General features: G+C 44.8%; 25 protein-coding genes. 7 read left to right on the forward strand and 18 right to left on the reverse strand.

The genetic code is table 11. The annotated features are described in order from the left end of the window. Positions 1-96: 96 nt before the first annotated feature. Together SPL68_RS02415 and SPL68_RS02420 are read right to left on the reverse strand one after the other, a co-directional pair. Positions 97-486, reverse strand: a complete 390-nt coding sequence (locus SPL68_RS02415; RefSeq protein ID WP_323813471.1) for a DUF3019 domain-containing protein — start codon at positions 484-486, stop codon at positions 97-99. Between the two features lie 70 nt (positions 487-556). After that, positions 557-1,468, reverse strand: coding sequence for a MipA/OmpV family protein (locus SPL68_RS02420; protein ID WP_323813472.1), 912 nt, complete (start codon positions 1,466-1,468; stop codon positions 557-559). A 315-nt stretch (positions 1,469-1,783) separates the two neighbouring features. Between SPL68_RS02420 and SPL68_RS02425 the strand changes: the two genes are divergently transcribed. Continuing rightward, the gene (locus tag SPL68_RS02425; RefSeq protein WP_323813473.1) at positions 1,784-2,482 is read left to right on the forward strand and encodes a hypothetical protein; all 699 of its coding nucleotides are present in this window, start codon (positions 1,784-1,786) and stop codon (positions 2,480-2,482) included. Between the two features lie 38 nt (positions 2,483-2,520). Here SPL68_RS02425 and SPL68_RS02430 read toward each other — a convergent pair whose 3' ends face one another. Continuing rightward, positions 2,521-3,390 carry a DUF2145 domain-containing protein gene (locus tag SPL68_RS02430; RefSeq protein WP_323813474.1) on the reverse strand — a complete coding sequence of 290 codons (870 nt, stop codon included), beginning with the start codon at positions 3,388-3,390 and terminating at the stop codon, positions 2,521-2,523. A 50-nt stretch (positions 3,391-3,440) separates the two neighbouring features. Then, positions 3,441-3,779 (reverse strand): hypothetical protein, encoded by a 339-nt coding sequence (locus SPL68_RS02435; protein ID WP_323813475.1) that lies wholly within the window; start codon positions 3,777-3,779, stop codon positions 3,441-3,443. Between the two features lie 158 nt (positions 3,780-3,937). Between SPL68_RS02435 and SPL68_RS02440 the strand changes: the two genes are divergently transcribed. Beyond that, positions 3,938-4,672, forward strand: a complete 735-nt coding sequence (locus SPL68_RS02440; protein WP_323813476.1) for a helix-turn-helix domain-containing protein — start codon at positions 3,938-3,940, stop codon at positions 4,670-4,672. A gap of 53 nt (positions 4,673-4,725) precedes the next feature. On the opposite strand, the gene SPL68_RS02445 is transcribed toward SPL68_RS02440, so the two are convergent. The 8 genes from SPL68_RS02445 to leuA all read right to left on the reverse strand — a co-directional run bounded on the left by SPL68_RS02445 (position 4,726) and on the right by leuA (position 14,568). Then, positions 4,726-5,799, reverse strand: coding sequence for an efflux RND transporter periplasmic adaptor subunit (locus SPL68_RS02445; protein ID WP_323813477.1), 1,074 nt, complete (start codon positions 5,797-5,799; stop codon positions 4,726-4,728). A 44-nt stretch (positions 5,800-5,843) separates the two neighbouring features. Then, positions 5,844-7,109 carry an ABC transporter permease gene (locus SPL68_RS02450; protein ID WP_323813478.1) on the reverse strand — a complete coding sequence of 422 codons (1,266 nt, stop codon included), beginning with the start codon at positions 7,107-7,109 and terminating at the stop codon, positions 5,844-5,846. A 12-nt stretch (positions 7,110-7,121) separates the two neighbouring features. Continuing rightward, entirely contained in the window at positions 7,122-8,360 is a 1,239-nt protein-coding gene (locus tag SPL68_RS02455) for an ABC transporter permease (RefSeq protein ID WP_323813479.1), read from the reverse strand. Positions 8,361-8,433: 73 nt separating this feature from the next. Beyond that, entirely contained in the window at positions 8,434-9,162 is a 729-nt protein-coding gene (locus tag SPL68_RS02460; protein ID WP_323813480.1) for an ABC transporter ATP-binding protein, read from the reverse strand. A gap of 211 nt (positions 9,163-9,373) precedes the next feature. Next, positions 9,374-10,639, reverse strand: a complete 1,266-nt coding sequence (locus tag SPL68_RS02465) for an ABC transporter permease (RefSeq protein ID WP_323813481.1) — start codon at positions 10,637-10,639, stop codon at positions 9,374-9,376. Beyond that, entirely contained in the window at positions 10,639-11,889 is a 1,251-nt protein-coding gene (locus SPL68_RS02470) for an ABC transporter permease (RefSeq protein WP_323813482.1), read from the reverse strand. The genes SPL68_RS02465 and SPL68_RS02470 overlap by 1 nt, the downstream gene beginning before the upstream one ends. Positions 11,890-12,212: 323 nt before the next feature. Continuing rightward, positions 12,213-12,764, reverse strand: a complete 552-nt coding sequence (locus tag SPL68_RS02475; RefSeq protein ID WP_323813483.1) for a hypothetical protein — start codon at positions 12,762-12,764, stop codon at positions 12,213-12,215. Positions 12,765-12,900: 136 nt separating this feature from the next. Continuing rightward, positions 12,901-14,568 (reverse strand): 2-isopropylmalate synthase, encoded by a 1,668-nt coding sequence (gene leuA / locus SPL68_RS02480; protein ID WP_323813484.1) that lies wholly within the window; start codon positions 14,566-14,568, stop codon positions 12,901-12,903. A 395-nt stretch (positions 14,569-14,963) separates the two neighbouring features. On the opposite strand from leuA, the gene SPL68_RS02485 reads away from it, so the two are divergent. The 3 genes from SPL68_RS02485 to SPL68_RS02495 all read left to right on the forward strand — a co-directional run bounded on the left by SPL68_RS02485 (position 14,964) and on the right by SPL68_RS02495 (position 17,230). Further along, the gene (locus SPL68_RS02485) at positions 14,964-15,437 is read left to right on the forward strand and encodes an Lrp/AsnC family transcriptional regulator (RefSeq protein ID WP_323813485.1); all 474 of its coding nucleotides are present in this window, start codon (positions 14,964-14,966) and stop codon (positions 15,435-15,437) included. 157 nt (positions 15,438-15,594) lie between these two features. Then, positions 15,595-16,842 carry a lysozyme family protein gene (locus SPL68_RS02490; RefSeq protein ID WP_323813486.1) on the forward strand — a complete coding sequence of 416 codons (1,248 nt, stop codon included), beginning with the start codon at positions 15,595-15,597 and terminating at the stop codon, positions 16,840-16,842. Next, positions 16,829-17,230 (forward strand): hypothetical protein, encoded by a 402-nt coding sequence (locus SPL68_RS02495; RefSeq protein ID WP_323813487.1) that lies wholly within the window; start codon positions 16,829-16,831, stop codon positions 17,228-17,230. Before SPL68_RS02490 ends, SPL68_RS02495 begins: the two co-directional genes overlap by 14 nt. Positions 17,231-17,524: 294 nt before the next feature. Here SPL68_RS02495 and SPL68_RS02500 read toward each other — a convergent pair whose 3' ends face one another. Beyond that, positions 17,525-18,631 (reverse strand): CAP domain-containing protein, encoded by a 1,107-nt coding sequence (locus SPL68_RS02500; protein WP_323814299.1) that lies wholly within the window; start codon positions 18,629-18,631, stop codon positions 17,525-17,527. Between SPL68_RS02500 and SPL68_RS02505 the strand changes: the two genes are divergently transcribed. Further along, the gene (locus tag SPL68_RS02505) at positions 18,630-18,977 is read left to right on the forward strand and encodes a hypothetical protein (RefSeq protein ID WP_323814315.1); all 348 of its coding nucleotides are present in this window, start codon (positions 18,630-18,632) and stop codon (positions 18,975-18,977) included. The two genes, SPL68_RS02500 and SPL68_RS02505, sit on opposite strands and share 2 nt — an antisense overlap. A 96-nt stretch (positions 18,978-19,073) precedes the next feature. On the opposite strand, the gene SPL68_RS02510 is transcribed toward SPL68_RS02505, so the two are convergent. Genes SPL68_RS02510 through SPL68_RS02530 form a run of 5 tightly spaced genes read right to left on the reverse strand, consistent with a single transcriptional unit; the run spans position 19,074 to position 23,192 of the window. After that, positions 19,074-19,520, reverse strand: a complete 447-nt coding sequence (locus SPL68_RS02510; protein WP_323813488.1) for a nuclear transport factor 2 family protein — start codon at positions 19,518-19,520, stop codon at positions 19,074-19,076. Between the two features lie 5 nt (positions 19,521-19,525). Beyond that, a complete protein-coding gene (cynS, locus tag SPL68_RS02515) occupies positions 19,526-19,966 on the reverse strand; it encodes a cyanase (RefSeq protein WP_323813489.1) in 441 nt (146 codons plus the stop codon). An 11-nt stretch (positions 19,967-19,977) separates the two neighbouring features. Beyond that, complete coding sequence (locus tag SPL68_RS02520; protein ID WP_323813490.1) at positions 19,978-20,901, reverse strand: ABC transporter ATP-binding protein; 924 nt, start codon at positions 20,899-20,901, stop codon at positions 19,978-19,980. A gap of 3 nt (positions 20,902-20,904) precedes the next feature. After that, positions 20,905-21,732, reverse strand: coding sequence for a nitrate ABC transporter permease (gene ntrB, locus SPL68_RS02525; RefSeq protein WP_323814300.1), 828 nt, complete (start codon positions 21,730-21,732; stop codon positions 20,905-20,907). Further along, complete coding sequence (locus tag SPL68_RS02530; protein ID WP_323813491.1) at positions 21,732-23,192, reverse strand: CmpA/NrtA family ABC transporter substrate-binding protein; 1,461 nt, start codon at positions 23,190-23,192, stop codon at positions 21,732-21,734. Before SPL68_RS02530 ends, ntrB begins: the two co-directional genes overlap by 1 nt. Positions 23,193-23,479: 287 nt before the next feature. Here SPL68_RS02530 and SPL68_RS02535 point away from each other — a divergent pair, with 287 nt between their 5' ends. Continuing rightward, positions 23,480-25,021: a sigma-54 interaction domain-containing protein gene (locus SPL68_RS02535; protein ID WP_323813492.1), complete on the forward strand. Its 1,542-nt coding sequence runs from the start codon at positions 23,480-23,482 to the stop codon at positions 25,019-25,021. Positions 25,022-25,081 lie beyond the last annotated feature (60 nt).

Genomic DNA, 25,081 nt, shown 5'->3' on the forward strand with positions numbered 1-25,081 from the left:
GCAAGACTCGCCGTAAACACTTTCCTGTGGGCTCGACTTCGGCATCCATGCCTCAGACGGTCTCGCACTGATTACAGACCGAGATGAAAACAACAACTAAAAAAAACTCCAGGGATTACGCCTGGCCTTGCGATATTTTTTATCGTTGTACACCACTTGAAAACGTTGGTCGCTCAAGCTGGTGTCACTATCCAATTCACGCAACTGAAAATCGGTACTGACACTGGCGGTTAACTCAAACTGATACTCACCCTGCGTCGCTTTTTGCCAACAGCGCAGCGGTTCAGTTTTATCGGTTTGATACAAACACAATGAGCGCGCCTGCTCCGACAGCCATTTCACTTCCAGCTCATCGCGGCAGACTTCCTCGCCAGCGGTTAATACACACAGACGCGGTTTAATCGAAAATTGAATAACGGGGAGCGACGATGAACTTGCACTTGTTGCAGCATCGATTCGTAAATCATCGGCGCAGGCAAAACTCACCGGCAAGATCGCTGCCAGAATTAAGCATAGTCTGAGCCAGATGACAGTGCGTGCACTGCGCGGTTTCCCATCAAAAATGGTACACCCCCCCAATGAACACAGTGATCACTTTATTATCGGTTATGAGTGGGCTTGCTGAAATTTCATCGGGCAGTTGGCGATAGCTAGCCAATAAACGCAGATCCCAGCGCTGGGTAAGTTCGTAATTCCAATCAAAACGGACAAGACCGGAAATAGCATCTTCCGTTGCATAAGGGCCGCGCTCGTCGGCCTCGGCAGGCGTCAGTCCGTAGTAATAATTCACCACCTCGCTGCTCTGCCAAACAGCCCCGGCAGACGCAATCAGATGATGACGGCCATTCACCCAATGTTTCGCCAGTGAAATACGCGCCTCTTCACCGTGATGCACTCCGGTGAAATCACTCAGATACTGCAGTTGCAACTCAACGCTATTTAAGCTCAGGTTGTATTCGATACCACCCAAACCCGCCATATGTCTATCGCGCAAATTACGTTCACTGACCGAAGTAAAACTCGGGTTGATAAATTCTTTGTCGTCGGCCTCAATAATCGGCAAGTTTTCACTCTCTGTATTTTTGCTACCAGAGGTCATCACCCGCGCGGAATCAAGAAAAAAATTATTGGGGCTCCAGCGATGAAAATACACATCGTCGTAACCGGGTGTTGCCAATAAATTGATTTGTTGGGTTTCGCTCTCCCACAGATAAACACCGAGATCGAGATTCTGCACAAAAAACCGTTCGCCGCTGTAGCTGATTTCGGGAACCAAAACGAGCGGAATATCCGATGCATTTTCCACCGGATTCGTACGTACACCAGCACCCACACCCAGGCTAAATTCCCACTTGCCCACTTCAACACACTCATCCGTTTGCGGATCGCAGGCAATCGCATGGCTGGCGATCAACGCAGCAACAGGTGCAAAAATACAGTAGGTGAGAATGTTTTGGTGCAAGTTCATAAGTAAAGACAAACAGTTTGGGATATTACCGCCCTTTATAAATGGGTTTTACAAGTGCCGCTGTAATGATTTGTAGCTAGCGCGCAGGATACCAGTTATCGACCAGAACAAACGCATACACTTTTGACACTGGGCATAAAACACCCGCTATTACATTTTTTAACGCCTCGCTACATATCCCCCACAGATTCCCGGAGCATCCACGCACAGAATTCCTGATGTTTCATTTTCTTATGTTCACATCAGAGTAGGAGCCTAATGATGCAAACTTTCTCTTCTAAAAAAATAACCTCACTCAAAAAATTATGTGCACTTGTGCCCCTGCTCGCATTGTTAACTGCTTGCGGTAGCGATGACGACTTGGACATTGACCCCAACACAAAAATGCTTCATATAGATTTCAACGATGGCGCCAGCGGCTGGCAAGCAGGCTTTGCCGATTATCCCGCCGGACAAGAAACTTTTTATGAATTAAGTTCGGGGTTGGAAACGCTACCGGCAAGTCTGGGCAGCAATCGCAAAGGGTTCAAACTCAGCGGCAATAATCACAGCGATGATCTTTATATGTTTATCGCCAAAAAAGTAGACGGCTTGGAAGCTAACACCCAATACGATTTCCGCTTCAAACTCACCTTTGGCACCAATGCGCAAAAAAATTGCATGGGCGTTGGCGGCGCACCGGGAGAAAGTGTGTGGATTAAAGTTGGCGCCGGCAAAACTGAACCCAAAGCGGTCAATGACGGTGCGGGAAACTTGCTGATGAATATCGATAAAGGCCAACAAGCCGGCAGCGGAACTGATGCTATCGTGATCGGCAATTTCGCCAACGAGCGTGAGTGTGGCGATACCAATGCCAGCTACATGAAAAAAATTCTGATCAGCTCCACCGGCGATTTTTCCAGCATCACCGATGAACAAGGAAATGTATGGTTATTGTTATCTACCGATTCAGGTTTTGAAGCAGTTACCACCATTTACTTTATGGAGCTGGAGGTCGCAGCGACGAAAAAGTAACAGCAAAGTGCAGTGCTGCTATACAGCACTGCTATTTTTTAACGCGCAGTTACAAGATTCTTATTTTTATATTGCATTGGGCTTATCTGGCCATCCTGTTCAATAATCACCGCATGTTTCAGCAATTGGTTATCCGCCAAATACTGTCCAATACTGCCCATAGTTACCGTCATCACTTTGGATGATTGGTCTGAAGTTTTCACATCATCCATCACCATACTGCCCAGCAATAATTTCATCCCATTGATTTTCATCTGCTGTGCATCAAAGTGCGCTTTGGTGTTGGCCTTTAACTGAGCATAATCCGTTGTTTGGTAGATCGCCGCATTAATCACATCGAGGGTATGCTCGGTACAATTTTGATACTTGGCATTGTAAGGATTGGCTAAAACCGAATACTGCGGAATATGTACTTGATTTTGCACACCCTTGGTATAAGCCTCCAATAAACGCTGCTGCAATTGTGTATCCGGGATGATGATGCCCGCACGCATTTGCTGAGCACTCCAGAAAAAATCTACCGGATAATCTACTACCAATTCACTGCGATCTTTTTTATCGGCGAGTTGATACAAATTATGGATCGCATAACCTTTTGCCGTTTTTCCGTCGGGTAAATCGATACTGGAATAAATAGCAACGGCGGTATGGGTAAACTCAACGCCTTTGGGTAGATCTTCCGGCGCGCGCCCTACACGCCCAATAATAAATACTCTTGCCCCTTGGCTCGCCGCGTATTTTTCGACTTGTTTTGCAAACCGGCTGATTTCTTCCGGCGCAAATTGCGCTTCACCACCAGCGGTACTTCCAGCATAAAGATCACGGCTGAAAAATCCCAACAGTAATACACTGACTAGCGAGAATAAAATGCGCACATTTTTCATGATAATTTCCTGATCCAATTTCATTAGTATTTCCCCCCTGCATCCCTGCTCCTGATTCCATCAATAACTATCAATTAGCGTTGATTGGTCTGTGCTGCATCGTTCATCACAACCGATGGGGCTGGCTCAGCTGTCAGATTCATATCGGTAACTTCCAGCGGTTCGCTATCGGTAGCGACATTCATCAAAGCTTCACCCGCTTTGCCGCTCGCCTTACCGACTTCACCCACCACGATTAACGGCACTGCGGCAGCACCACTTACAACCTGACCTGAAGCAATCGCCGCATGTTTGATTGCCTTGCCTGAATGATTTAAAGAGGCAGCGGCATTACCCACACTGTCTGCAGCAAAAGCCGTCTGACTAGTAGCCAAAACAACACCCAAAACAAAAAGCTGATTGATAGTTTTCATAATTAAATCCTTTGCGTAATTGAAGATCGCAAGTCACTGCCCGGCGCCTATGCCGTATCAGCCCGCGATGGGTGCACTATGCTGATAAGTATTTCGATAGTGAACTTTTCCGGTTAAAGTAGCGGCGAAAACGACCCAAAGCATAGGATTTCAATACCATGAGTCAAATAACTAATCTTTGCGATACGCTTAAGCAGCAGTTGAAAGCGCGCAATATTACTTACAAGGATTTGGCTCAAGCGCTGGAGCTTAGCGAGGCTAATATCAAACGTATCTTTGCCAACCAAAGTTTTACGCTGGAGCGATTGGAGCAAGTATGCGGTGTGATGGAATTGAGCCTTTCCGATTTATTTTTATTAAGCTCACAAAAAGAACCCAAGCTTTCACAGCTAACTCAAGAACAGGAAGAAGAGTTAATCAGCAATAAAAAACTTTTGCTGATTGCGGTATGCGCGCGCGATGGCTGGTCATTTCACGACATCATCACCCAGTATTCCATTGATGAACTTGAATGTGTTCGGCTTCTGGCACGACTGGATAAGTTAAAAATGTTGCAGCTGTTACCGGGTAATAAATTCAAACTTTTGATCGCTCAGGATTTTCGCTGGATTCCCGGTGGACCCCTGGAAAAATTCATGAACCGCAATGTTATTGTGGAGTTTCTGGATGGCGATTTTAATCAGGAAAATGCGTTTCGTTTTTATCTGCGTGGCAGCTATTCCGATGCCTCTATCGCACTGCTCAAAAGTAAATTAAATCAATTGACTCAAGACGCAGCATTACTCAATCAACAAGATACCAAACTACCTCTGGATAAACGCCAGCATATAGGTGTGCTTCTTGCACTGCGCCCTTGGGAGTTGCAGATGTTTGAATCCATGCGCAGAAAATAAAAAATGGGCAATCTTGCGATTGCCCATTTTAATTAATGAAAACTAATTAATATTTAGCGATGCTTGATCTTATCGCCTTCTTTCAAGCCTTCAAGAATTTCAATGTTAATGCCATCGGAAATACCGGTTTTCACGCTGCGCTTTTCAAATTTTTGAGGGCCGGTTTCGATTTCTACAAACTGTTCTTTTTCTTCAACAATCAGGTTGCCTTCATTGATGGCGACAACGTTTTCTTTTTTGTCCAACACAATATCCGCATTGGCGCTGTAGTTGGAGCGCAGGAATAATTTTTCGCTGAGAGTTACCGCCGCGCGGATTTGAAATTTAATGGTGCCTTGATCAGTTATCCCCTTGGGAGAAATATATTCGAGCGTCGCCTTGAAGGGTTCACCTTCCAGTGCGCCAACATCCAACACTAATTCCATGCCTTCACGAATTTTTCCCACTTCGGATTCATCGACCATACCTTCAAAAATCATGTCGTTCATGTCGGCCAAGGTTGCCACTGTGGTACCGGAACCGAATGAGCTGGTCTCAACAATAAATGCACCTTCTTTATAAGGCAGATCCAAAATCATTCCATCTACCGTTGCAGGAATCATGTTGGAAACCTTATCGGATTTTTTAGTTGCACCGGATTTCATCAACAAGAGATTATTTTCCGCTGAGGTTACCGCTTCTTTTTGCAGATCATAATTCAACAGAAATTTGTTGTATTCGGAGGCCGAAATCAATTTATCTGCAAAGAGTTTTTTCTGCCGCTCAAATTCATCAGTAGCATTTTTTAGATTTAACTTGGCAGTTTCCAATTGCGATTCTGCTTGGTTGAGCATCACCATGCTGGGGGCAAGAGTAATTTTGGCGATAATATCGCCCTTTTTAACTGTTTGGCCTGCAACTACATAAAGCTGCTCAACTACACCAGACACTTGCGATTTAATTTCTACTTCGCGACGAGGAATAACCTTACCTACCGCCACTGTCTTTTTCACAATGGTTGTTTTGAATACTTCATCCGAGGTATAGGTGACTGGCTTCTCCTGGGATTTGTTGTACAAAAATACCGCAGTGCCAATAAACACCACAGCGATTAACACTAACACGACATAGCCTATAAACTTTTTCATGATGTCCTTCTTACTATCGCCAATAAAAAATTGAGTGGTAAAAATTATTCGTCTTGTAATGCAACTATCGGATTTACACCCGCCGCTTTAGCCGCAGGCAGAAGCGATGCAAGTAACCCTGAAATCACTAACACCAACAATGCGGCAAACGCAGTGGCAAAATCCACTTCCGGTTTTCCAAAAAAGCCTGCTTTTCCACCGCCGGCTTCCAATAGTTTTCCTACAGCTTCCAAAATTAGTACGCCAACAATCAGCCCCATATAGCCGGCCACTGTGGTGATAAAAACAGATTCCTGCACGATCATTCCAATAATGGAATTGGGTGTAGCGCCCAGTGCTTTACGTAAACCAATTTCGCGTGTGCGCTCTTTCACGACTATTAGCATGATATTGCCTACGCCAATTGCACCAGCCATGATGGTTCCAATCGCTACTACCCAACTAAATACCGCAATACCAGTAAACAGGCCTTCGATTTTGTCGAATTCGTCTTGCAAGTTAAAACTGCCAAAGACACCCATATCATCCGGGTTCACTTTTTTAATTTCTTTTAAATATTTCCTAACATCTTCCTCTGCAACACGCGCATGTATGCCCGGTTTGGGTTGAATCACAAAACTGCCAATCGCACCCACCTGATTAAACGCATAACGCAGCGTATCGTTAGGGATATAAATTTTTTCTTCTTCTTGTTGCTGATTGCCATTGGCAAGCGATTCAAATACACCGACGACTTTAAAACTGATACCGTTGATTGTTATATCTGCGCCAATCGGGTTTTCATCATCCGTAAATAATTGGGTGCGAACGCGCGTTCCGATAATAACGGTTTTGCGTTTTTCCAAATCATCCAATTCATTAAAGTAACGGCCTTCTTTCATGCGCAGCGAATGAATCATATCCATGTGTGCGTGAGTGCCTTCAATATAGAAAGTCCCGTTTTTATCTTTATGCACTGTGTAGGGCGGTGTTCCACTCCAGATGCCCACAGAGTTTTGTCCGCGCACAAAGCCAACGCTGGAAACATTTTTTTCAATTGCAGCTACATCTTCTGGTTTAAGTGAAACTTGTCGGCCAATTGGCATTCCCTGATACGGCATTTGGGTGCTGCCTTTAATCCACATGTACACAATATTAGGTACGCGCGGAAAACCTTCGTTCACACCATTTTCCAAACCCTTGCCTGCGCCAAGCAGCAGGGTGAGCATAAAGATGCCCCAGAACACACCAAAAGCGGTGAGCGATGTACGCAATTTATGTTGGCCGAGGGTTTTAAAAATCTCATGCCACTTTTCGGTATCGATAATCATCGGTGGCTCCTGTTAGTCCGCACGCATGGCTTCGATTGGCATAATTTTCGCGGCGCGCAGTGCAGGTACTAATCCTGCGATTGCACCAATTAATACCAGTAAAATAATTGCGGTAACGGCCACTTGAAAATTGATCTCGGGGTTTTTAAAAAAGGGCAGCTCTGCGCCAACTGAATTCAATGCAAAGGCGATCAACTCAATTAAGCCAACCCCCATTACCAAACCCGCATAACCGGCAATTCCCGTCACTAAAATCGATTCAAATAACAATGTGCTGACAATACTGAATGGCGTTGCACCCAAGGCTTTGCGAATTCCAATTTCACGGGTGCGCTCTTTTACGGTGATGATCATGATATTGCTGACTCCAACAATACCTGCCATCAAAGTGCCTAGACCAACAAACCAGATAATCGCGTTAATACCAAAAAATAATCCGTTTACCATTTTGGCTGGCTCAGCCATATTGAATGAGTTGATTGCACGTTTATCTTCTGGTGCCACTGAATGGCGACGTTTCATTAACTCAATTACTTTTTCTTCCAACGCAAATCCATCTATACCTTCATTGGGGCGCAACCAAAATGAGCCTATTTGATTGCTGGTTCCAAACATTTTTTGAAAGGTTGCTGCGGGAATATACACACGCTCTGAATCGCGCCCACGATTTCCCTTATCGTAAAACACACCTACTACTTTCATCACAACGCCATTGACTTTTACATCCATGCCAACCGGATCTACGCCTTTGCCAAACACGCGCTCGACAACAACTGACCCCAACAATGCAATTTTGCGCACTTCGTTATCATCCAACCCATTTATTTTTCGGCCAGAGGTAAATGGAATTTTTTCTTTAATTTTAAAATATTCATCGGGCACACCCATTACTTCAAAGGCACCCTGCATAGTCTCATTCACAATTGCGATACCGCTGCGACTACTCTGGGGCGAAATAAAACGCACACCGGGAATTTGTTGTTTCACTGCGGCTACATCGTCTTCCGTTAATTGAATGTAGCGACCTAACCCCATACCTTTATATGCAACAGAAGTAGTTCCAGTGTAAACCACGATGAAATCCAACACATCTGATCCAAAATCCTGATAGACACCGTTTTGCATTCCCCGCCCGGCACCGAGCAAGAGAATCAACATAAAAATTCCCCAAAACACACCAAAGGCTGTCAGCGCTGTGCGCAATTTGTTTTGGCGCAGGGTGTAAAGAATTTCTTGCAAGCTATCGAGCATAACTATTAATCCGAAGGCCTTTGATTAACCCAAACGTTTTTGACTAGCCCAGTTTTTTTAACCCAGCCCTTTTTCAAGCCAAAGTGTCTTCTTCATCCTGATCGGCAATTTTTTCTACAACAGGTGAATGATGATCAGCACCCGACACGATCAAACCATCTTTCAAAATAATCTGACGCTGGGTTTGATCGGCGATATCCTGTTCGTGAGTCACAATCACGATGGTATTACCCATCGCATGTACCTCTTTCATTAAGGCCATCACTTCATGGGTTGTTTGGCTATCGAGTGCACCTGTGGGTTCATCCGCAAGAATCACTTTGGGTTTAGTCACTAAGGCACGGGCAATTGCTACACGCTGTTTTTGCCCGCCAGATAATTCATTGGGCATGTGTCTAGCGCGATGGGAAAGGCCAACCATTTCCAAATATTGCTCAGCGCGATAGTTGCGCTCTTTGCGGCCAACGCCTTGGTAATAGAGTGGTAGCGCAACATTTTCGGTGGCATTTTTGAACGGCAATAAATTGAATGATTGAAAAACAAAGCCCAATAATTCATTGCGCATTTTTGCGGCGGCTTTTTCTTTCAGATTTTTAATTTCACGCCCGGCCAAAAAATAGTCGCCCTGATCGTGGGTATCCAGAATGCCGAGAATATTGAGTAGCGTCGATTTACCGGAGCCGGACGAGCCCATAATCGATACTAATTCGCCCTCGCGAATATGCAGATCAATGCCCTTCAACACATGCAGCGGCTGCTCGCCCGAGTGGTAATACTTGTGGATGTTGTGCAATTTAATCATCGTGGCTTCCTGTTATTCATTACTATTGAGCCTGTGTATGGCGCGATAGCTTAGAGGCTTTTATACAAATATCCGACTTATTTACGCTGGCTTAACAATTTAATGACTTCTGTCAGCTTCACACATGTATAAAGAGCCTGTTGTTAATCCATTGGATGTGTTCTTTGATATTTTGGATTCAGTGAGTTTGAAATTTTTATTATTCACCCTGTTATTCGTCCTGCAACGCAACGATGGGATTTACTGATGCTGCTTTTATGGCGGGCAAGAGCGCAGCCAGTGCTCCTATTACTACCAGAACAGTCAAAGCCGTGAATGCCGTACCTATGTCAATAAATGGTGACGCAAACATGCCATTGCCCTTCCCCATATTGATTAACACAGCTTTAACCACTTCAAGTACGGCAACCCCGGCAACCAAACCGGTGTAGCCTGCGACCAGCGTAATCACCAATGATTCATTCATAATCATCAAACTAATATTGGTTGGGGTAGCACCCAGCGCTTTGCGCAAACCAATTTCACGGGTGCGCTCTTTGACTACAATCAGCATGATGTTACCCACTCCAATCACCCCGGCGATAATGGTGCCTATAGCTACCATCCAGCTAAAACCGATAATGCCGTTGACCAGGTTTTTATTTTGTAAATACTCTTGTTCACTGTTGTAGGTGTTCAACACACCTTGATCATCGGGATGAATTTTTTGCCGTTCATAAATGATTTTTTTTATTTCTCGTTCCAGTTCCTGCGTATTCTGGTGCGCGCCCGGCTGGATTAAAATCTGATTGAATCTGTCCATTTGATTAAAGGTTTTGCGCAGGGTTTCGTTGGGCAGAAACACGCTGATGCTTTGATTTTGGTCTCCGCTATCCGGCTCAGTGGATTCATAGATCCCCACTACCTTAAAACTAATGCCCTGAATTTTTATAAACTTTCCAATCACTTCAGTTTGATCTTTAAAAAGTATTGGGCGAACCCGTGTACCAATGACCGCCACTTTCCGGAATTCATCTTCATCGCGCTGGTTGATGTAGCGCCCTTCCACAACACGATTGGTGTTTAATGCAGCCCAACCACCATGAGTTCCTATAACCCAAAAGGAACCGCCATTTTTTTTATTGACCACATATTGCGAGCCCCTCAGCCAGTTGATTCCAGCCAGAGTTTGCAAATTGGGAATTTTTTGCTTGATTGCATCTATGTCATCTTGGGTGAAACGGATTTCGCGGCCTTTAGGCAAACCTTTGTAAGCAAATTGAGTCACATTGGAAGGCCGCATAAACACTGCATTTTTTGTATCGCCAAACAATGCATCGACATTGTTGCTATAGCCTTGGCCAAAGCCCAACATGATTACCAACATAAAAATGCCCCAGAAAACACCAAAGGCTGTCAGTGCTGTGCGCATTTTTTGTTTTTTTAATGCGGCAATAATTTCTTGCCATTTGTCCCAATCAATCCATGTGGCAAACATTATTCTGCTCTCATCGCTTCAATCGGCATAATGCGCGCAGCGCGCAGTGCAGGCATTAATCCTGCTAACACACCGGCAATAATCAATAACAACAGCGCACCCAATGCTATGTTTAAATCAATTTCTGGCTGTTGAAAAAATGGCAATTGAATGTCCAGTTTTTCTAAAATCGCGGCAACAGCTTCCAGCAGCGCCACACCGGTAATCAATCCGGTATAACCAGCAACACTGGTCACTAAAATGGATTCACATAAGAGACTGCCAACAATCGACAAAGGATTTGCACCCAAGGCTTTGCGAATACCAATTTCGCGCGTACGCTCACGCACAGTGATAATCATGATATTGCTCACACCCACAATGCCGGCGAGCAAGGTGCCTATACCCACTAACCAGATAAATAAATTCAAACCAGCAAATGTTTCTTTAATATCCTTGGTAACCCGCGAGTAATTCATCACCCAAATTGCGCGGTTGTCACTGGGCGCTATGTGATGACGCTCTTTGAGAAAATTAACAATTTCATCTTCCAGGGCTATGCCATCAATACCAGATTTCGGGCGCACAGCAAGCAGATCAATAGAAGTCCCGCCACCAAAGGTTTTTTTAAAAGCACTCACCGGCATATACACACGTTCCGACATTCGCCCTTGGTTACCTTTATCGTAAAAAATTCCTACTACCTTAAAAATAACGCCATTGACCTGAATGTCTTTGCCAAGAGGTTCTTCGCCTTCCGAAAATAATCGCTCCTGCACACGGGTACCTATCACGCAGACTTTGCGGCTATCTTCTTTGTCAAAATAATTTAAGCGGCGGCCATTATTAAATTCGACTTTTTCTTTGATATTAAAATATTGGTCGGCAACGCCCAGCACCTGAAACACACCGGAGCGAGTGCCGTTATTCACCAAAATATCGGAGTTGATAAAATTGCCGAGCGGATTTTCACTGGAGAGAAAACGCACACCGGGAATATTTTGGCGAATTGCCAGCATATCTTCCTCGGTAAAGTTAATGCGCCGACCTACTGAAAAACCTTTGTAGGGGATAGAGGTGATATAGGGTTGGATCCACATGGAATCTTCAGTGTCGTTGAAGTTGCCCTCTAAAAAAGCTTTTTCCATCCCGCGCCCGGCACCGAGCAGCAGGATCAACATGAGGATTCCCCAAAATACCCCAAAGGCAGTGAGCCCTGTGCGCAGTTTGTTCTGGCGCAAGGTAAAAAGGATTTCTTGCAGGCTATCCATATGATTTCCCAATCGCATTCAGGGCCGTTTATCGCTTTGATGCAGCAAAAATACGGCCGGATTCAATTCCACAAAATATTTGTCAGGTGCACAACATAGCACGATGTTCAAAAACACACGAAAAAACTCCAACCCCAGCGCAGATTGGAGACGAAATAACAAATTAGCCTAAAGGCGCTGCTCGCTAATTAGTTAACGGATGAAGCAAACTCGATTTCCAAGTCGGGGGAATATAGAAAACGAGCCTGTTCGATAGATTTGATGCAAGAAGATAGAGTTTGGATTCAAGAAACTGCGTTTAGCGAGTGACAATAAAATCCAAATTAGTAATTGTATTTATATCCGATATTAAACGTGTTGTAAGCCTGATCCAACTCTTCAAACCACCCCTCACTCATTCCCAACTCTTCGCGCTTTTTCTCTTTTTGATCGCTACCCAAACACAGAGTAAAGCTTAAATCCACCCCGTGACGACGGGATTTACCGAAGTTAAAACTTTGCCCAGCCTCAAACGCAAAGCCTTTAAAGTAATAGGTTTTTTGATAGTACTTGGTGTTAGATTCATCTACTGGTAAGGAGGCTTCCAAAGAATCAATCACACCATAATGCAATCCTATCCGCGGCTGCCACATCCGGTTCTGCGGAACAAAGTGATACTGCATACCAATACTTGGGTTTTGCTCATCGAACCCCATACCCAGGTTCACTGTCACTTGTTCTGTTATTCGGTAATCTGCTCGCAAGCCGACATCTAGGCCATAAAGCATGCCAGCCCCAAGGCCGATTGATCCGCGATAATGATTGTGCTGATTTTCTTGTGCATGTACTGGAAGACTAGCGCAGGCCAATAAAGCCATCAGGGAGAAAACTTTCATCAGATTTCCTTTCAACGTTTATGTTAATAGAGGGCATGTGGCGCGCATACTAGCAAATTGGAGAGTAAAAAAAACGCAGCCGATTTTCACCGACTGCGTTTTTTTAACACAGATTGCTTGTTTTTAAATGCTGCTCTTAGTTGACGGCACCACTGCGGTTTACACCATTAATCAGCGCTTTAACGGCTGAGGTGATGATGTTGCGATCCTGCCCTACACCGTAAACGGTTTTGCCGTTTTTCACTTTGATTTCCACGTAGGTCACTGCTGCAACATCGGAACCTTCACCGACAGAATGCTCGTGGTAATCAATCACGCTAACGTCGCCATCGATAAACTGGCTGATCGCGTGCGCCGCTGCATCGATGGGGCCATTGCCGCTGCCGCTGATTTCTACCGTTTTATTTTGATGCTGTGCGTGAATGACGATATCCACTTGATGAGTATCATCCTGCTCAGTAAATTTACTCGACTGATAGGCAATGGGCGCATTCACTGACAAATATTCGTCGCTGAAAATTTTAACAATGTCGGCAGCCTTCACTTCTTTACCGGTTGCATCGCTAACTTTTTGCACCACACCACTGAATTCAATTTGCAAACGACGCGGTAATTGCAAACCAGCTTCTTGCTGCAACAAGAAACTCACACCACCTTTACCGGATTGTGCATTCACACGCACAACCGCATCGTAGCTGCGATTCAAATCTGCCGGGTCGATAGGCAAGTAAGGCACTTCCCACAAAGTATCTTTTTTCTGAACTGCAAAACCTTTTTTGATCGCATCCTGATGTGAACCCGAGAACGCAGTAAATACCAATTCACCAGCGTAAGGATGGCGAGGATGTACTGGCAACTGGGTGCACTCTTCATGCAATTTGCGCACGCGGTCGATATCAGAAAAGTCCAAACCGGGATTCACACCTTGCGAATACAAATTCATCGCCAAGGTCACCAAGCACACGTTACCGGTGCGCTCACCGTTGCCAAACAAACAACCTTCAACACGATCTGCACCCGCCATCACTGCCAACTCTGCTGCTGCAACAGCAGTGCCGCGGTCATTGTGTGGGTGCACGCTGATGACAATTGAATCGCGACGATTAATATTGCGGTGAATCCACTCGATTTGATCCGCGTAGGTGTTCGGCGTATTCATCTCTACCGTTGCGGGCAAATTCAAAATCATTTTTTTCGCTGGCGATGGATTCCAAATTTCTATCACTGCATCAGAAACTTCTTTCACCAATTCAATTTCAGTGGATGAAAAAACTTCGGGAGAATATTGGAAAGTCCAATCTACTTCTGGCGCTGTAACCGTTAATTCTTTACACCACTTGGTGCCCTGAATCGCGATATTTTTTACGCCTGCTTCATCTGTGTTGTACACAATTTTGCGGAATGCCGGTGCAAGCGGATTGTACATATGCAAAATCGCGCGCTTGGCACCGCGCAAACTCTGCACGGTTTTTTCGATCAAGTCGTAGCGCGCTTGCACCAACACTTCGATAGTCACGTCGTCGGGAATTAAATTTTCCTCGATCAACTGGCGAGTAAAGTTGTAATCAATTTCGCTCGCCGAAGGAAAACCGATTTCGATTTCTTTAAAGCCAATCGCCACCAATTCTTTAAACATACGTAATTTGGTTGCGACTGACATAGGGTCGATCAGCGCCTGATTGCCATCGCGCAGGTCTGTGCTCATCCAAATCGGCGGCTTTTCAATGTGATTGTTCGGCCATTGACGGTCGGGCAAGGAAACACCGACAAAACGCTGGTACTTGGTGGATGGATTGGCAAGCATGATCGACTCCGAATTTTTATCTAACTGATCTGGCTAACTGGGTTAAACAATTTGTGTGGAGTTCATGGAACCTTGCTGAGCAAGTGTTCCAGAGACTCCGAGCTGTATAGTTCTTGTGTACTGCTGTAGTAGTGGTCTTGCGGTCTTGGCTGAACAGCTGGTTTGGACTAACACTTGGGGATAACAAGTATCGATTTCCTGTGATGCGATCACATCGGCGGAAACCCCACACCTGCGCGGGTAGCGCCGGGGCTTTATCAGCAATGAGGTCAGTATAAAGAAGTTATTCCGGCAGATGATTGCTAAGATTGTGTTAATATCGACCGATAAGCAACTTTATTGCTTAAATTTTCTATTTATTGATATTTAATGCTTACCTATTGAGGTTTGTCGCTATGGAACCACGAATAGAAATGGACAAATACGACCGTTTGATTCTGGAAGCCCTGCAGCAAAATGGCCGCATGTCCAATCAGGAACTGGCCGATAGCATCAACCTCTCACCCTCCCCTTGCCTGCGCCGGGTACGCGCACTGGAGGAATCCGGTTTGATCGACGGCTATGTCGCCCTGCTCAATGCGCGCAAACTCGGGCTGACACTGGTGTCTTTTATCCAAATCAGCATGGATAAACACACCCCCGACCGTTTTGATGTGTTTGAAAAAACCATCGAGGCTTATCCCGAAGTACTGGAATGCCATTTGATTACCGGCCAATCCGCCGACTACCTATTAAAAGTCATCGTCAAAGATATGGATGCCTTCCAGCAATTCCTGCTGCAAAAATTACTCAAAATCGAAGGTGTGGGCGGCGTGCATTCGTCGTTTGTATTGAAGTCGCCGAAGGATAAAACGGCGCTACCGGTTTAATCGTGCACGCCAGAATCTGTTAGTTGCTCCACATTTTTACAAGCTCTTATAGAAGCTGTATTGACCAGATAACACACCATCAATAGGGTGTGACCGCCTTCATCACCTATTCTTTTAAGGCACGGACGATTTTTTCTTTAGCTCAAGGAATTGCGCCATGAAAATTTTTCAAATCAAACATTCCAGTCAACTCACATGGGGAGATATTCCTTATGTAGAAGCACCAGTGTTTGCCCATCACCACATAATGAACATGCTGATCGATCCCAATCAATTGTGGATGCGCATTCAGAATATTCAGGAATTCATTCGCAAAGAAGTTGGCCGCTATAAACCACTTCAAAATCACGATCTAGTAAATGATCGCATTAACTACCTTATCAGTAGCACTCAATATTTTAATGTCTCACTCTCAGGAAAACCTTTCCGTGCTGCTTTCGAATGGCAAAGTGATGAAAATCATCTGCATAAAGGTTTTTGGGAGGATAAAAGTAACCACTACTGGCTAGCACCAACAAAAGTAAAAAACCATCTGATGTCCATCTCCAATAATTGGCATAGATTACAAACGCTTGAATTCACTGAAAACCTTTTAGACACTCCTTATGAAATCGCACAGGAAAAAATTGAGGATATTTTTTCGGTGGTACATGATAAACCAAAGCCAATTACTGTTGTGCGTAAGGAAAATTCAATTTCACCCAGGACCGATGAAAAAAAATTATCAAAATCAGCTACTTCTGCTAATGATAAATTGAATAAATTATTGAATCTGTCTTCAGATTTAAAAATTGGATCAAAAGGTGATGGCGTACTTGCCCTACAAAAGGAGCTTGGATTTACAGGTAAGGATTTAGATGGTCATTTTGGTGGAAAAACTAATTCAGTATTGAGCAAAAAAATTTCTATTTTGAAGGAGTATGATGAAAATGTGAATTTACTAAAAGCTCCTGAAGTAAAAGCTTTCCTGTCTGTTTTAGGATTTAAAGAAAGCGGAAATAGATATAATGTCATAACTGGAGGTGAGAAATTTAGTGATTTATCAAAGCACCCTAATATTAAAGTATGGTTTAAGAGATCCGATGGTAGTGAATATCCCAGTACCGCATCAGGAGCATATCAGTTCACTTATGACACATGGAATGAATATGGCGTTGCTAAAGGATTACCTGATTTTTCTTCAAGGTCACAGGATTTGGCTGCAATAAGTTTATTGAGAGATTTAAATGTTATTTCTGAATTACAAGTCGGTAATTTAGATAAGGCTATATTTAACGCGGCAAAGAGGTGGGATGCATTTCCATTAAATGAAAGTGGATCCAGTATTTCTGGTGGAAGCAGGTCTTTAGAGTCAATTAAGAATTTGTACAATACGGAGTTTAATAAAATAAATGTCGAAAAATAGAAAATTAATAATATCATTAATGCTATCTCCATTAGCATCTTGTCTCTGCTTTGCGGAAAATGAGATAGTAGAAGTTCAGAAAGGTAAATTTATTTTTAATGAACGAAAAATACTTATTGATGCAGGATGGAAACCTCTGGAAACATTTGAAAAAACGGGAAATATTTTTAGTAAGGAATTCGGATCAGCAAAGCCAATATATAATGCTGGTGCGGTAGAAGTTGAATTTTGTTCTGGCACTGGAGTCAATTATTGCCATTTTAATTACTCAAAGGATGGGCAGTGCTTACAGATATTAACTGGTGGTGAATACTTTAAAGAGAATGAATCACCCAAAATTATTAGCTGGAGCTTTGTTAAATGCGATTTACTTTCCACCAAAAAATAAATTAAAAATATCCCATAATTCTATCCTTACGCTCCCTATAACCCATTCATTACATACGTATTCATCCATTGAATGCGTATGTCCTATCAGAAACAGGGATAGCATCAGTCTCCCCCCTTTCCTGTGTGGGTGCGCACGATGGAGAATCCAGCCTTCACTGCTATGTCGGCCTGCTCAATGCACGCAAAATCGGACTGACGTTGGTGTGGGCAGAGTGCATTCATTTTTTATTGAAATCGCCAAAGGATAAAACGGCGCTACTGGTTTAAATAGGTCATTTATGCAAACTGATAGTCAAGGCGAATTCACACGAACATTATTGCCTACTTTAATCACATCCAACTTACGATTCTGATTGGATATCTGCACCGAATAATAAACCGGCGTGCTCAAGGCATCGCCGGTAATACTCAAATCATAACTGCCATTAGCGAGCGGAATTGCATAGGCACCGGTGCTGTAAACCACGTAAGATTTATTGTTGATACTAATCGTGATGCCACTTAAGCCTTCACCCACATCGTAAAACTCGTTGTTGTTTTTATCGTCATAAATCACGCCGGTTAAAAAATAGTTTGAGCCGGAGCGCGCAAAATTTTGCGTGAGCATGGACGATAAATAATTGCGACCATCCTGCATAAAATAACCCTGCTTCTGCCCCACGCCCAGTTCGCGGAAATTGCCGTTGAGAATATTTACGCGGTGCCCAGGAGATTTAAATAATCCTTCATGTTGTGAAACTGCATAGCTAGTTAAATTAATGTTATTCGCCGTAGTGCCTCCCCAGGCAATATTTTCCCCGCTGGTCCAGCTACCGGTAAACACATAGCCCGCTGCCTGCATACGCTCATGGGGAGTGGAATTATTAATACCTGTGTGAGAAAAAATATCTTCATCAAGCATCCACTGTGAATGCAGGCGCGCTGATTCAATTAGCAATAAATTGTGCGCGAGTGGTTGCTTGGGTGTATCGCTAATTTGTGTTCCGGTAATGCCATCATTTAAGCCAATGCCAAAACGCGCGGCTTCGGCACCGGGATTAGCACGCGCACGATTCACTAATTCAACCACCAATACTTCTTGCGCAGTTGGTTGCTTGGCAATATCGATAGAGCCCGGTGTTGCACTGACTTCACTACTGCCAAGACTTTCACTATTTGCAGCTATTGCTGTCACTACAAAATAGTAGGTTTCGTCATTGCGCAAATTATTAATTACAAAAGGTGATGTCGCGTTGTCTACACGAGTGCCATCGTCAAAACTTGCAATAGATGCAATTAGAATATTCGCCTCAGATGCGTAATAAATTCGATAGCCAGTTGCGCCAGCAACGTTAGTCCAAGTCAAAGTAACTTGCGTGTTGCCCGGTACAACGGACACATTTTGCGGAGCCGAAAGTATGGCTACTGAGCTTGATGTGCTTGATGTGCTTGATGTGCTTGATGTGCTTGATGTGCTTGATGTGCTTGATGTGCTTGATGTGCTTGATGTGCTTGATGTGCTTGATGTGCTTGATGATGAAATATTAATCGAACTAAGGCTACTAAATGCAAGACTGGAACTACTCGTAGCAGGAGTTGATGAAACATTCGTGGATGAACTACTCATGGATAAACTGGCTGGGGTATTGGAATTTTCTCCGCCGCCACCACCACAAGCGACTAATAATAAAAATGACGCAGTTACAATTAAACTGCGCCCAAATAATAATGGGTTCATGATGTGCGTAATCCAAAAATGCCAATAGTTATAAAAATATTAACAAGATTGGATTAGTGGTAATGCGAATTCCGCCGCAACTCAGTGGTAATCAATTTCTATAGATTATTGATAAAACACCTTGTTATAAAACCCTGCGTTCATCAGCGGCAATCATCACATCATTAATGCTCGCAAATCGCTTTTGCATTAAACCGTTTTCGGCAAACTCCCACATCTCATTGCCATAAGAGCGAAACCATTGGCCGGAATGATCGTGCCACTCGTATTCAAAGCGCACGGCAATGCGGTTATCGGTAAAAGACCAAAGCGTTTTTTTCAAACGATACTCTTGTTCTTTGTCCCACTTGGCGCGCAAGAAATTCACTATGGCTTCACGCCCAGAAAAAAACTGATCGCGGTTGCGCCACTCACTGTCAGGCGTGTAGGCCAGCGCAACCCGTTCCGGGTCGCGACTGTTCCAGGCATCTTCCGCTGCCTGCACTTTTTTGAATGCAGTTTCTTGTGTAAAGGGCGGCAGCGGCGGTTTAGGAAAAACCGCCATTAAATCCACTGGTGTTTGGATGCTCATGCAAATTACCAAGCCTTGTAAGGCAAGAACTTACCGTTGAGATTGATAATGACACGATCGCCTTTCGGGTTTTCTTCTTTGCCAATTTCCATCGAGAAATCAATCGCGCTCATAATGCCATCGCCAAATTTTTCATGAATAATTTCTTTGATGGTTGGGCCGTAGACACCGATCATTTCATAGAGGCGATAGATCAGTGGATCTTGCGGAATAGTATCGCCCCAGGTTTTAGTCGGGCATTGCATTAGTGCCGCTTTTGCCGCTTCGGGCAGATCGAATACTTTGCACAGAGCTTCGGCTTTATCGGCCGGTGCGCTGTTCATTCCCAGGCATACCGAAGTAGTCCACACAGGTGACATGCCAATGCTTTCAGCAATGCCTTCCCATGTCAGATTCATTTTTTGTTTGGCAATCACAATGGCTTCTACAACGTCTTGCTTTTTCATGGTCACACCTCTCAGGCATTAATTAAATGAACCGCTTTAGCAGCATGCGATTCAGTGGATGGTTGAAATTCAATTGTCGATTTAACGTCAGATGAAATGGGTTGCAGCGGATTAACACTGATTGGGAATACGGAAGTGTCTTCCATCTTGCGCAATTCTTTGGAGCGATTGACTAAAAACTCCACCAGATGATTACGAATGCTGTAATAGCCAGGATGATGAATAATGTCGGCGCGTTTGCGCGGTTTGGGTAAATCCACCAGCACCGATTCTGCAATCACCGCGCCCGGGCCATTACTCATTAATAAAATGCGATCCGATAATAAAATAGCTTCATCGATATCGTGGGTAATCATAAAAACCGTTTGTTTGGTTTCTGCACAAATATTGATAAGTTCGTCCTGAATCACTCCGCGGGTTAAGGCATCCAGTGCACCAAAGGGTTCATCGAGCAAAAGCAATTTTGGTTGGGTTGCAAAAGCGCGTGCGATTGAAACGCGCTGACGCATACCGCCGGAAAGTTGCGCCGGTTTACGCTGTTCTACGCCCTGCAAACCCACCATCTTTAAATAGCGCAAACTGTGTTCGCAAATTTGGGTTTTGCTCCACTGCGGCCAGCGCGCACGCACACCAAAAATGACATTGTCGAGCGCACTCAACCAAGGCAGCAGCGAATAATTTTGAAACACCACACCGCGTTCCAAACTTGGGCCGCTAATTTCGCGCCCATCCATAATCACCACACCTTCGGTAGGAACATCCAAACCCGAAAGGGTATTCATGATGGTGGATTTACCGCAGCCGGAGTGACCGATAATGCAAACAAACTCGCCTTTTTCGATAGTGAAGTTGGCGTTTTCAAACACCGTGAGCGTTTCATTTTTGGAAACAAAACGTTTAGCAAGTTGCTGCACTTGTAAAAATGATTGGCTCATTCGCTATTCCTCGTACTGCACAAGTTTGGTGGCGGCGGTGAGCAAAAGATCCAACAACATCCCCACCACTCCAATCATCAATATGGAAAAAATCACACTGGTTAAATCCAGATTGTTCCATTCATTCCATACGTAGTAGCCAATGCCGGTTCCACCTACGAGCATTTCTGCCGCGACAATCACCAGCCAGGCGATACCAATGGAAATTCGCATACCGGTTAAAATTGTCGGCGCCGCGGCGGGCAAAATTACGGTGAAGGCGGTGCGCAATGGTGAGAGTTCGTGAGTGCGCGCGACATTGATCCAATCTTCACGCACATTGGCGACACCAAAGGCGGTGTTTAATAACATCGGCCAGATAGAGCAAATAAAAATAACGAAGATGGCTGAGGTCTCGGAATCTTTAATCACAAATAGCGCGAGCGGCATCCACGCCAGCGGCGATATAGGGCGCAACACTTGAATATAGGGATTAAGTGCGCGATACATTAGCGGCGACATACCAATTAAAAATCCAACCGGTATGGCGATAATCACCGCGAGAAAAAATCCACTGAGCACACGATAAATTGAATAGCCCAGTTGAATGCCTATGCCTTTGTCATTGGGGCCGGCATCGTAAAAAGGATTGCTCAATTCCTCCCAGGCACGCGCTGCAATCGCCGAGGGCGGCGGCACCCGCGCCTCCTGCTCGGCACCACCCATTAACATTTCATATTCGGATTGCGCTTCTGTTTTTTCCGGTGCTTGTACGGCGAATTCCCACACACCCAATACCAAAACTAAAAACGTGAGCGACAGAATCCAGGCGCGAACAGTTAACGAACGCATCACTCAGTTCTCCGGATTGCAAAACTGTTGATGTATTCTTCGGGCTTATTGAAATCGAACTCTTTACCCATTATGAAATAATTTTTGTTGGTGCTGGTGGGCACCGCATAACCCAACTCTTTCATCACTTTTTCGCAATCGGTGGCGAGATAAACTTCGCGCGCAATCGCTTGATAATCCATATTGCCTTTGATGTACCCCCAACGCTTCATTTGGGTGAGAATCCACACCGCCATTGAGTGCCAGGGGAAAGGATCAAAGTCGATACGGTTAGGTTCATTTTTTACTTCACCCAAACCATCGGCGTAGCGGCCCAATAACACCTGCTCAATGACTTGCACTGGTTGGTTGAGATAATTTGCCGGTGCTATCGCACTGGCAATCGCTTTGCGATTTTCCGCCGCCGATGAATAGTGAGTTGCCTCCACAATCGATTTCAGCAATGCACCGTAGGTGTTGGGATTAGTCAGCGCAAATTCTTTGCTGCACGCAAAGGCACAACAGGGGTGCCCCTCCCAAATATCTTTAGTGAGCGTGTGAATAAAACCAATCTTTTCCCACACCGCACGCTGATTAAATGGATCTGGCGATAAATAACCATCGAGATTGCCCGCGCGCAAATTCGCCACCATTTCCGGCGGCGGCACTACGCGGATTTGTACATCTTTGTCGGGATCAATACCGTGCTCGGCGAGGTAATAGCGCAGCAAAAAATTGTGCATGGAAAATTCAAAAGGCACGCCGAATTTGAATCCCTTCCACTGTTTAGGGTCGCGTTTATCTTTGTGATCCACATGCAACACAATGGCTTGGCCATTAATATTTTCCACCGCTGGCATAATAAAAGGCTTAGCGGTTGAACCCACACCCAAACTCATCGCCAGCGGCATAGGCGTCAACATATGCGATGCGTCATATTCCGCCGCAAGTGATTTATCGCGCGCGACAGCCCAGCCTGCGGTTTTTATCACTTCAACATTGAGGCCGTGTTTTTCATAAAACCCCATAGGGTGCGCCATGATGATTGGCGTTGCACAGGTAATGGGAACAAAACCGACTTTCAGATTTTTCTTTTCCAGCGGACCGCCCTGCTCTTTGGCAGCCGCTTTAATGGCGCCCATCGGCAATACCGATGACAAGGCCGCTGCTAAAGTGCCGCCACCCATTGCGCGAATAAAACGGCGGCGACTGTTGTCGTCCTGATTAAAGAGCGCACGCACGATAGTGTTTTCAATGGCGCGATCCATAAGTGCATCGGCAGATTCAAACGCTGGTGCTTGTTCATCTTGCTTGATAGTCAGCTGCGCATTTTTTTCAGCTTGCTGCTCAAGCGCCTGAGCATAGGCGCGCTCATTACCTGCAGCTGCGCAGGCAGAACAATTACAGTTGCTTACATGGTTAGTGGCATGTGTTAAAGACACTTCACTATCAAAAGCATCACCCAAACTCTTATCGCGCATAACGCCCCCTTTTTAGGCAGGCAGCACCAGCAAAAGGCGCTGCGGAATTTTTATCGGAAAATAAAAAACGGCGAATAATGTTTTACGTTTTTAGCGATTGGGTTATTGCGAGCCTTGTGCCAATTTTTAAAAAAGGATTTCTTATCTGTAGCTCAATGATTTCATTAGGGTTTTTATTTTTCTCCGTAAAATTTATCAGCACGAAACTTCGTGGTTAACGAAATTTCGTGGTAGTTGGCACGATTTTTCGTTGTAAAGGGAATCGGTCATTTACTGAGGAAGATCCTGTGAGCCAAACCATTCCCCCTTTGTGCCATAGCCATCACCACACAGCGGCGATTCCGGCAATCAGCCAGGTGTTTCAGGAATTCGCGCAACAAAATCATTTGTTATTAAATGCGGCGGGGGAAGGCATTTACGGTGTTGATGCCGAAGGGCGCGCGACTTTTGTAAACCCGGCGGCGGAACGCATACTCGGTTGGAAGGCTGATGATCTGCTCGGCAAAAATATTCATCTCGCCATTCACCATAGCCATACCGATGGATCAGATTACTGCGCGCAGGATTGCCCAATTTTTGCGGCCTTTCGCGATGGCACAGTGCGGCGTGTGGACGACGAAGTTTTCTGGTGTCGCGATGGTCACGCCGTGCCAGTGGAATACACCAGTACACCGGTTTACGATCAGGAAACATTAATCGGTGCGGTGGTAATTTTTCGTGATGTGTCGCAACGCAAAATTGCCGAAGCAACATTGCATTCCACTATGGAAGAATTGCGCGAAGCACTTGAGCAGGTAAAACAACTTACCCACAAACTCGAATTGGAAAATGCCTATCTGCAGCAAGAGATCAGCGAGGGTTTTAGTTCACACCATATCGTCGGCAACAGCCCGGCAGTGCAACAAATTAATTATCAAATTCAACTGGTCGCGCCGACCGTCGCTACGGTATTAATCACTGGTGAATCGGGAACTGGTAAAGAATTAATTGCACGCGCTATTCACCGCGCCGGCGATCGCAATCAGCGCCCACTTATCCGTGTAAATTGTGCGGCGATTCCACCCGAGCTATTTGAGAGCGAATTTTTTGGCCATGTGCGTGGCGCATTTTCCGGTGCAGTGAATTCACGCCTTGGACGTTTTGAAGTCGCTGATGGCGGCACCTTATTTTTGGATGAAATCGGCGAGTTGCCGCTAGCATTACAAGGAAAATTATTGCGTGTATTGCAGGATGGCGAATTTGAACGTGTAGGTGAATCTATTACGCGTAAAGTGGACGTGCGCGTGATTACCGCTACCAATCGCAATTTAAAACAATTGGTAGATCAAGGTTTGTTCCGCGAAGATTTGTATTTCCGTTTAAATGTATTCCCGATTCGCTCGGCACCTTTGCGTGAACGCTTGGATGATATTCCTTTATTAGTGACCCACTTTCTCAAAAAAACTTGCCAGCGTTTTCATAAACCGGAATTAAAAGTATCGCTCGCCCAAGTTCAACGTCTGCAAGAATATCAGTGGCCAGGAAATATTCGCGAATTGGAAAATCGTATCGAGCGACAAGTGATTTTAAGTCTGGGTGATAAGCTGGTGTTGGACGATTTGGCAATCGCACCAACCACCATCGCACCAACCAATCCAACACCAATCGAATGCCATACCGAGGCTAGTGTTAAAAATCTGCAATATCAAACTACGCTGGACGCGTTGCGCAAAACGGGTGGAAAAATTTATGGAGTTGATGGTGCTGCCAATCTGCTCGGAATCAAACCTACCACTCTTGCCTCTCGTTTAAAAAAATGGGGGTTGGATAAAAAAGTGCTCACGCATTAAGAGCAGTTCTGCTTATAGCATTTATTTTTTACATACGTATTCATCAATTGCATACGTATG

Origin of the sequence: Cellvibrio chitinivorans (assembly GCF_035117775.1) — a bacterium.
Classification (GTDB): Bacteria; Pseudomonadota; Gammaproteobacteria; order Pseudomonadales; family Cellvibrionaceae; genus Cellvibrio; species Cellvibrio chitinivorans.

Excerpts from the sequence above, each read along its gene's own strand:
- SPL68_RS02470 (WP_323813482.1), bottom strand. The coding sequence starts at position 11,889 with ATGGATAGCCTGCAAGAAATCCTTTTTACCTTGCGCCAGAACAAACTG.
- SPL68_RS02455 (WP_323813479.1), bottom strand. The coding sequence starts at position 8,360 with ATGCTCGATAGCTTGCAAGAAATTCTTTACACCCTGCGCCAAAACAAA.
- ntrB (WP_323814300.1), bottom strand. The coding sequence starts at position 21,732 with ATGCGTTCGTTAACTGTTCGCGCCTGGATTCTGTCGCTCACGTTTTTA.
- SPL68_RS02450 (WP_323813478.1), bottom strand. The coding sequence starts at position 7,109 with ATGATTATCGATACCGAAAAGTGGCATGAGATTTTTAAAACCCTCGGC.
- SPL68_RS02485 (WP_323813485.1), top strand. The coding sequence starts at position 14,964 with ATGGAACCACGAATAGAAATGGACAAATACGACCGTTTGATTCTGGAA.
- leuA (WP_323813484.1), bottom strand. The coding sequence starts at position 14,568 with ATGCTTGCCAATCCATCCACCAAGTACCAGCGTTTTGTCGGTGTTTCC.
- SPL68_RS02505 (WP_323814315.1), top strand. The coding sequence starts at position 18,630 with ATGGCTACTGAGCTTGATGTGCTTGATGTGCTTGATGTGCTTGATGTG.
- SPL68_RS02445 (WP_323813477.1), bottom strand. The coding sequence starts at position 5,799 with ATGAAAAAGTTTATAGGCTATGTCGTGTTAGTGTTAATCGCTGTGGTG.
- SPL68_RS02520 (WP_323813490.1), bottom strand. The coding sequence starts at position 20,901 with ATGAGCCAATCATTTTTACAAGTGCAGCAACTTGCTAAACGTTTTGTT.
- SPL68_RS02510 (WP_323813488.1), bottom strand. The coding sequence starts at position 19,520 with ATGAGCATCCAAACACCAGTGGATTTAATGGCGGTTTTTCCTAAACCG.
- SPL68_RS02435 (WP_323813475.1), bottom strand. The coding sequence starts at position 3,779 with ATGAAAACTATCAATCAGCTTTTTGTTTTGGGTGTTGTTTTGGCTACT.
- SPL68_RS02420 (WP_323813472.1), bottom strand. The coding sequence starts at position 1,468 with ATGAACTTGCACCAAAACATTCTCACCTACTGTATTTTTGCACCTGTT.
- SPL68_RS02495 (WP_323813487.1), top strand. The coding sequence starts at position 16,829 with ATGTCGAAAAATAGAAAATTAATAATATCATTAATGCTATCTCCATTA.
- cynS (WP_323813489.1), bottom strand. The coding sequence starts at position 19,966 with ATGAAAAAGCAAGACGTTGTAGAAGCCATTGTGATTGCCAAACAAAAA.
- SPL68_RS02475 (WP_323813483.1), bottom strand. The coding sequence starts at position 12,764 with ATGAAAGTTTTCTCCCTGATGGCTTTATTGGCCTGCGCTAGTCTTCCA.
- SPL68_RS02530 (WP_323813491.1), bottom strand. The coding sequence starts at position 23,192 with ATGCGCGATAAGAGTTTGGGTGATGCTTTTGATAGTGAAGTGTCTTTA.
- SPL68_RS02465 (WP_323813481.1), bottom strand. The coding sequence starts at position 10,639 with ATGTTTGCCACATGGATTGATTGGGACAAATGGCAAGAAATTATTGCC.
- SPL68_RS02460 (WP_323813480.1), bottom strand. The coding sequence starts at position 9,162 with ATGATTAAATTGCACAACATCCACAAGTATTACCACTCGGGCGAGCAG.
- SPL68_RS02440 (WP_323813476.1), top strand. The coding sequence starts at position 3,938 with ATGAGTCAAATAACTAATCTTTGCGATACGCTTAAGCAGCAGTTGAAA.
- SPL68_RS02490 (WP_323813486.1), top strand. The coding sequence starts at position 15,595 with ATGAAAATTTTTCAAATCAAACATTCCAGTCAACTCACATGGGGAGAT.
- SPL68_RS02430 (WP_323813474.1), bottom strand. The coding sequence starts at position 3,390 with ATGAAATTGGATCAGGAAATTATCATGAAAAATGTGCGCATTTTATTC.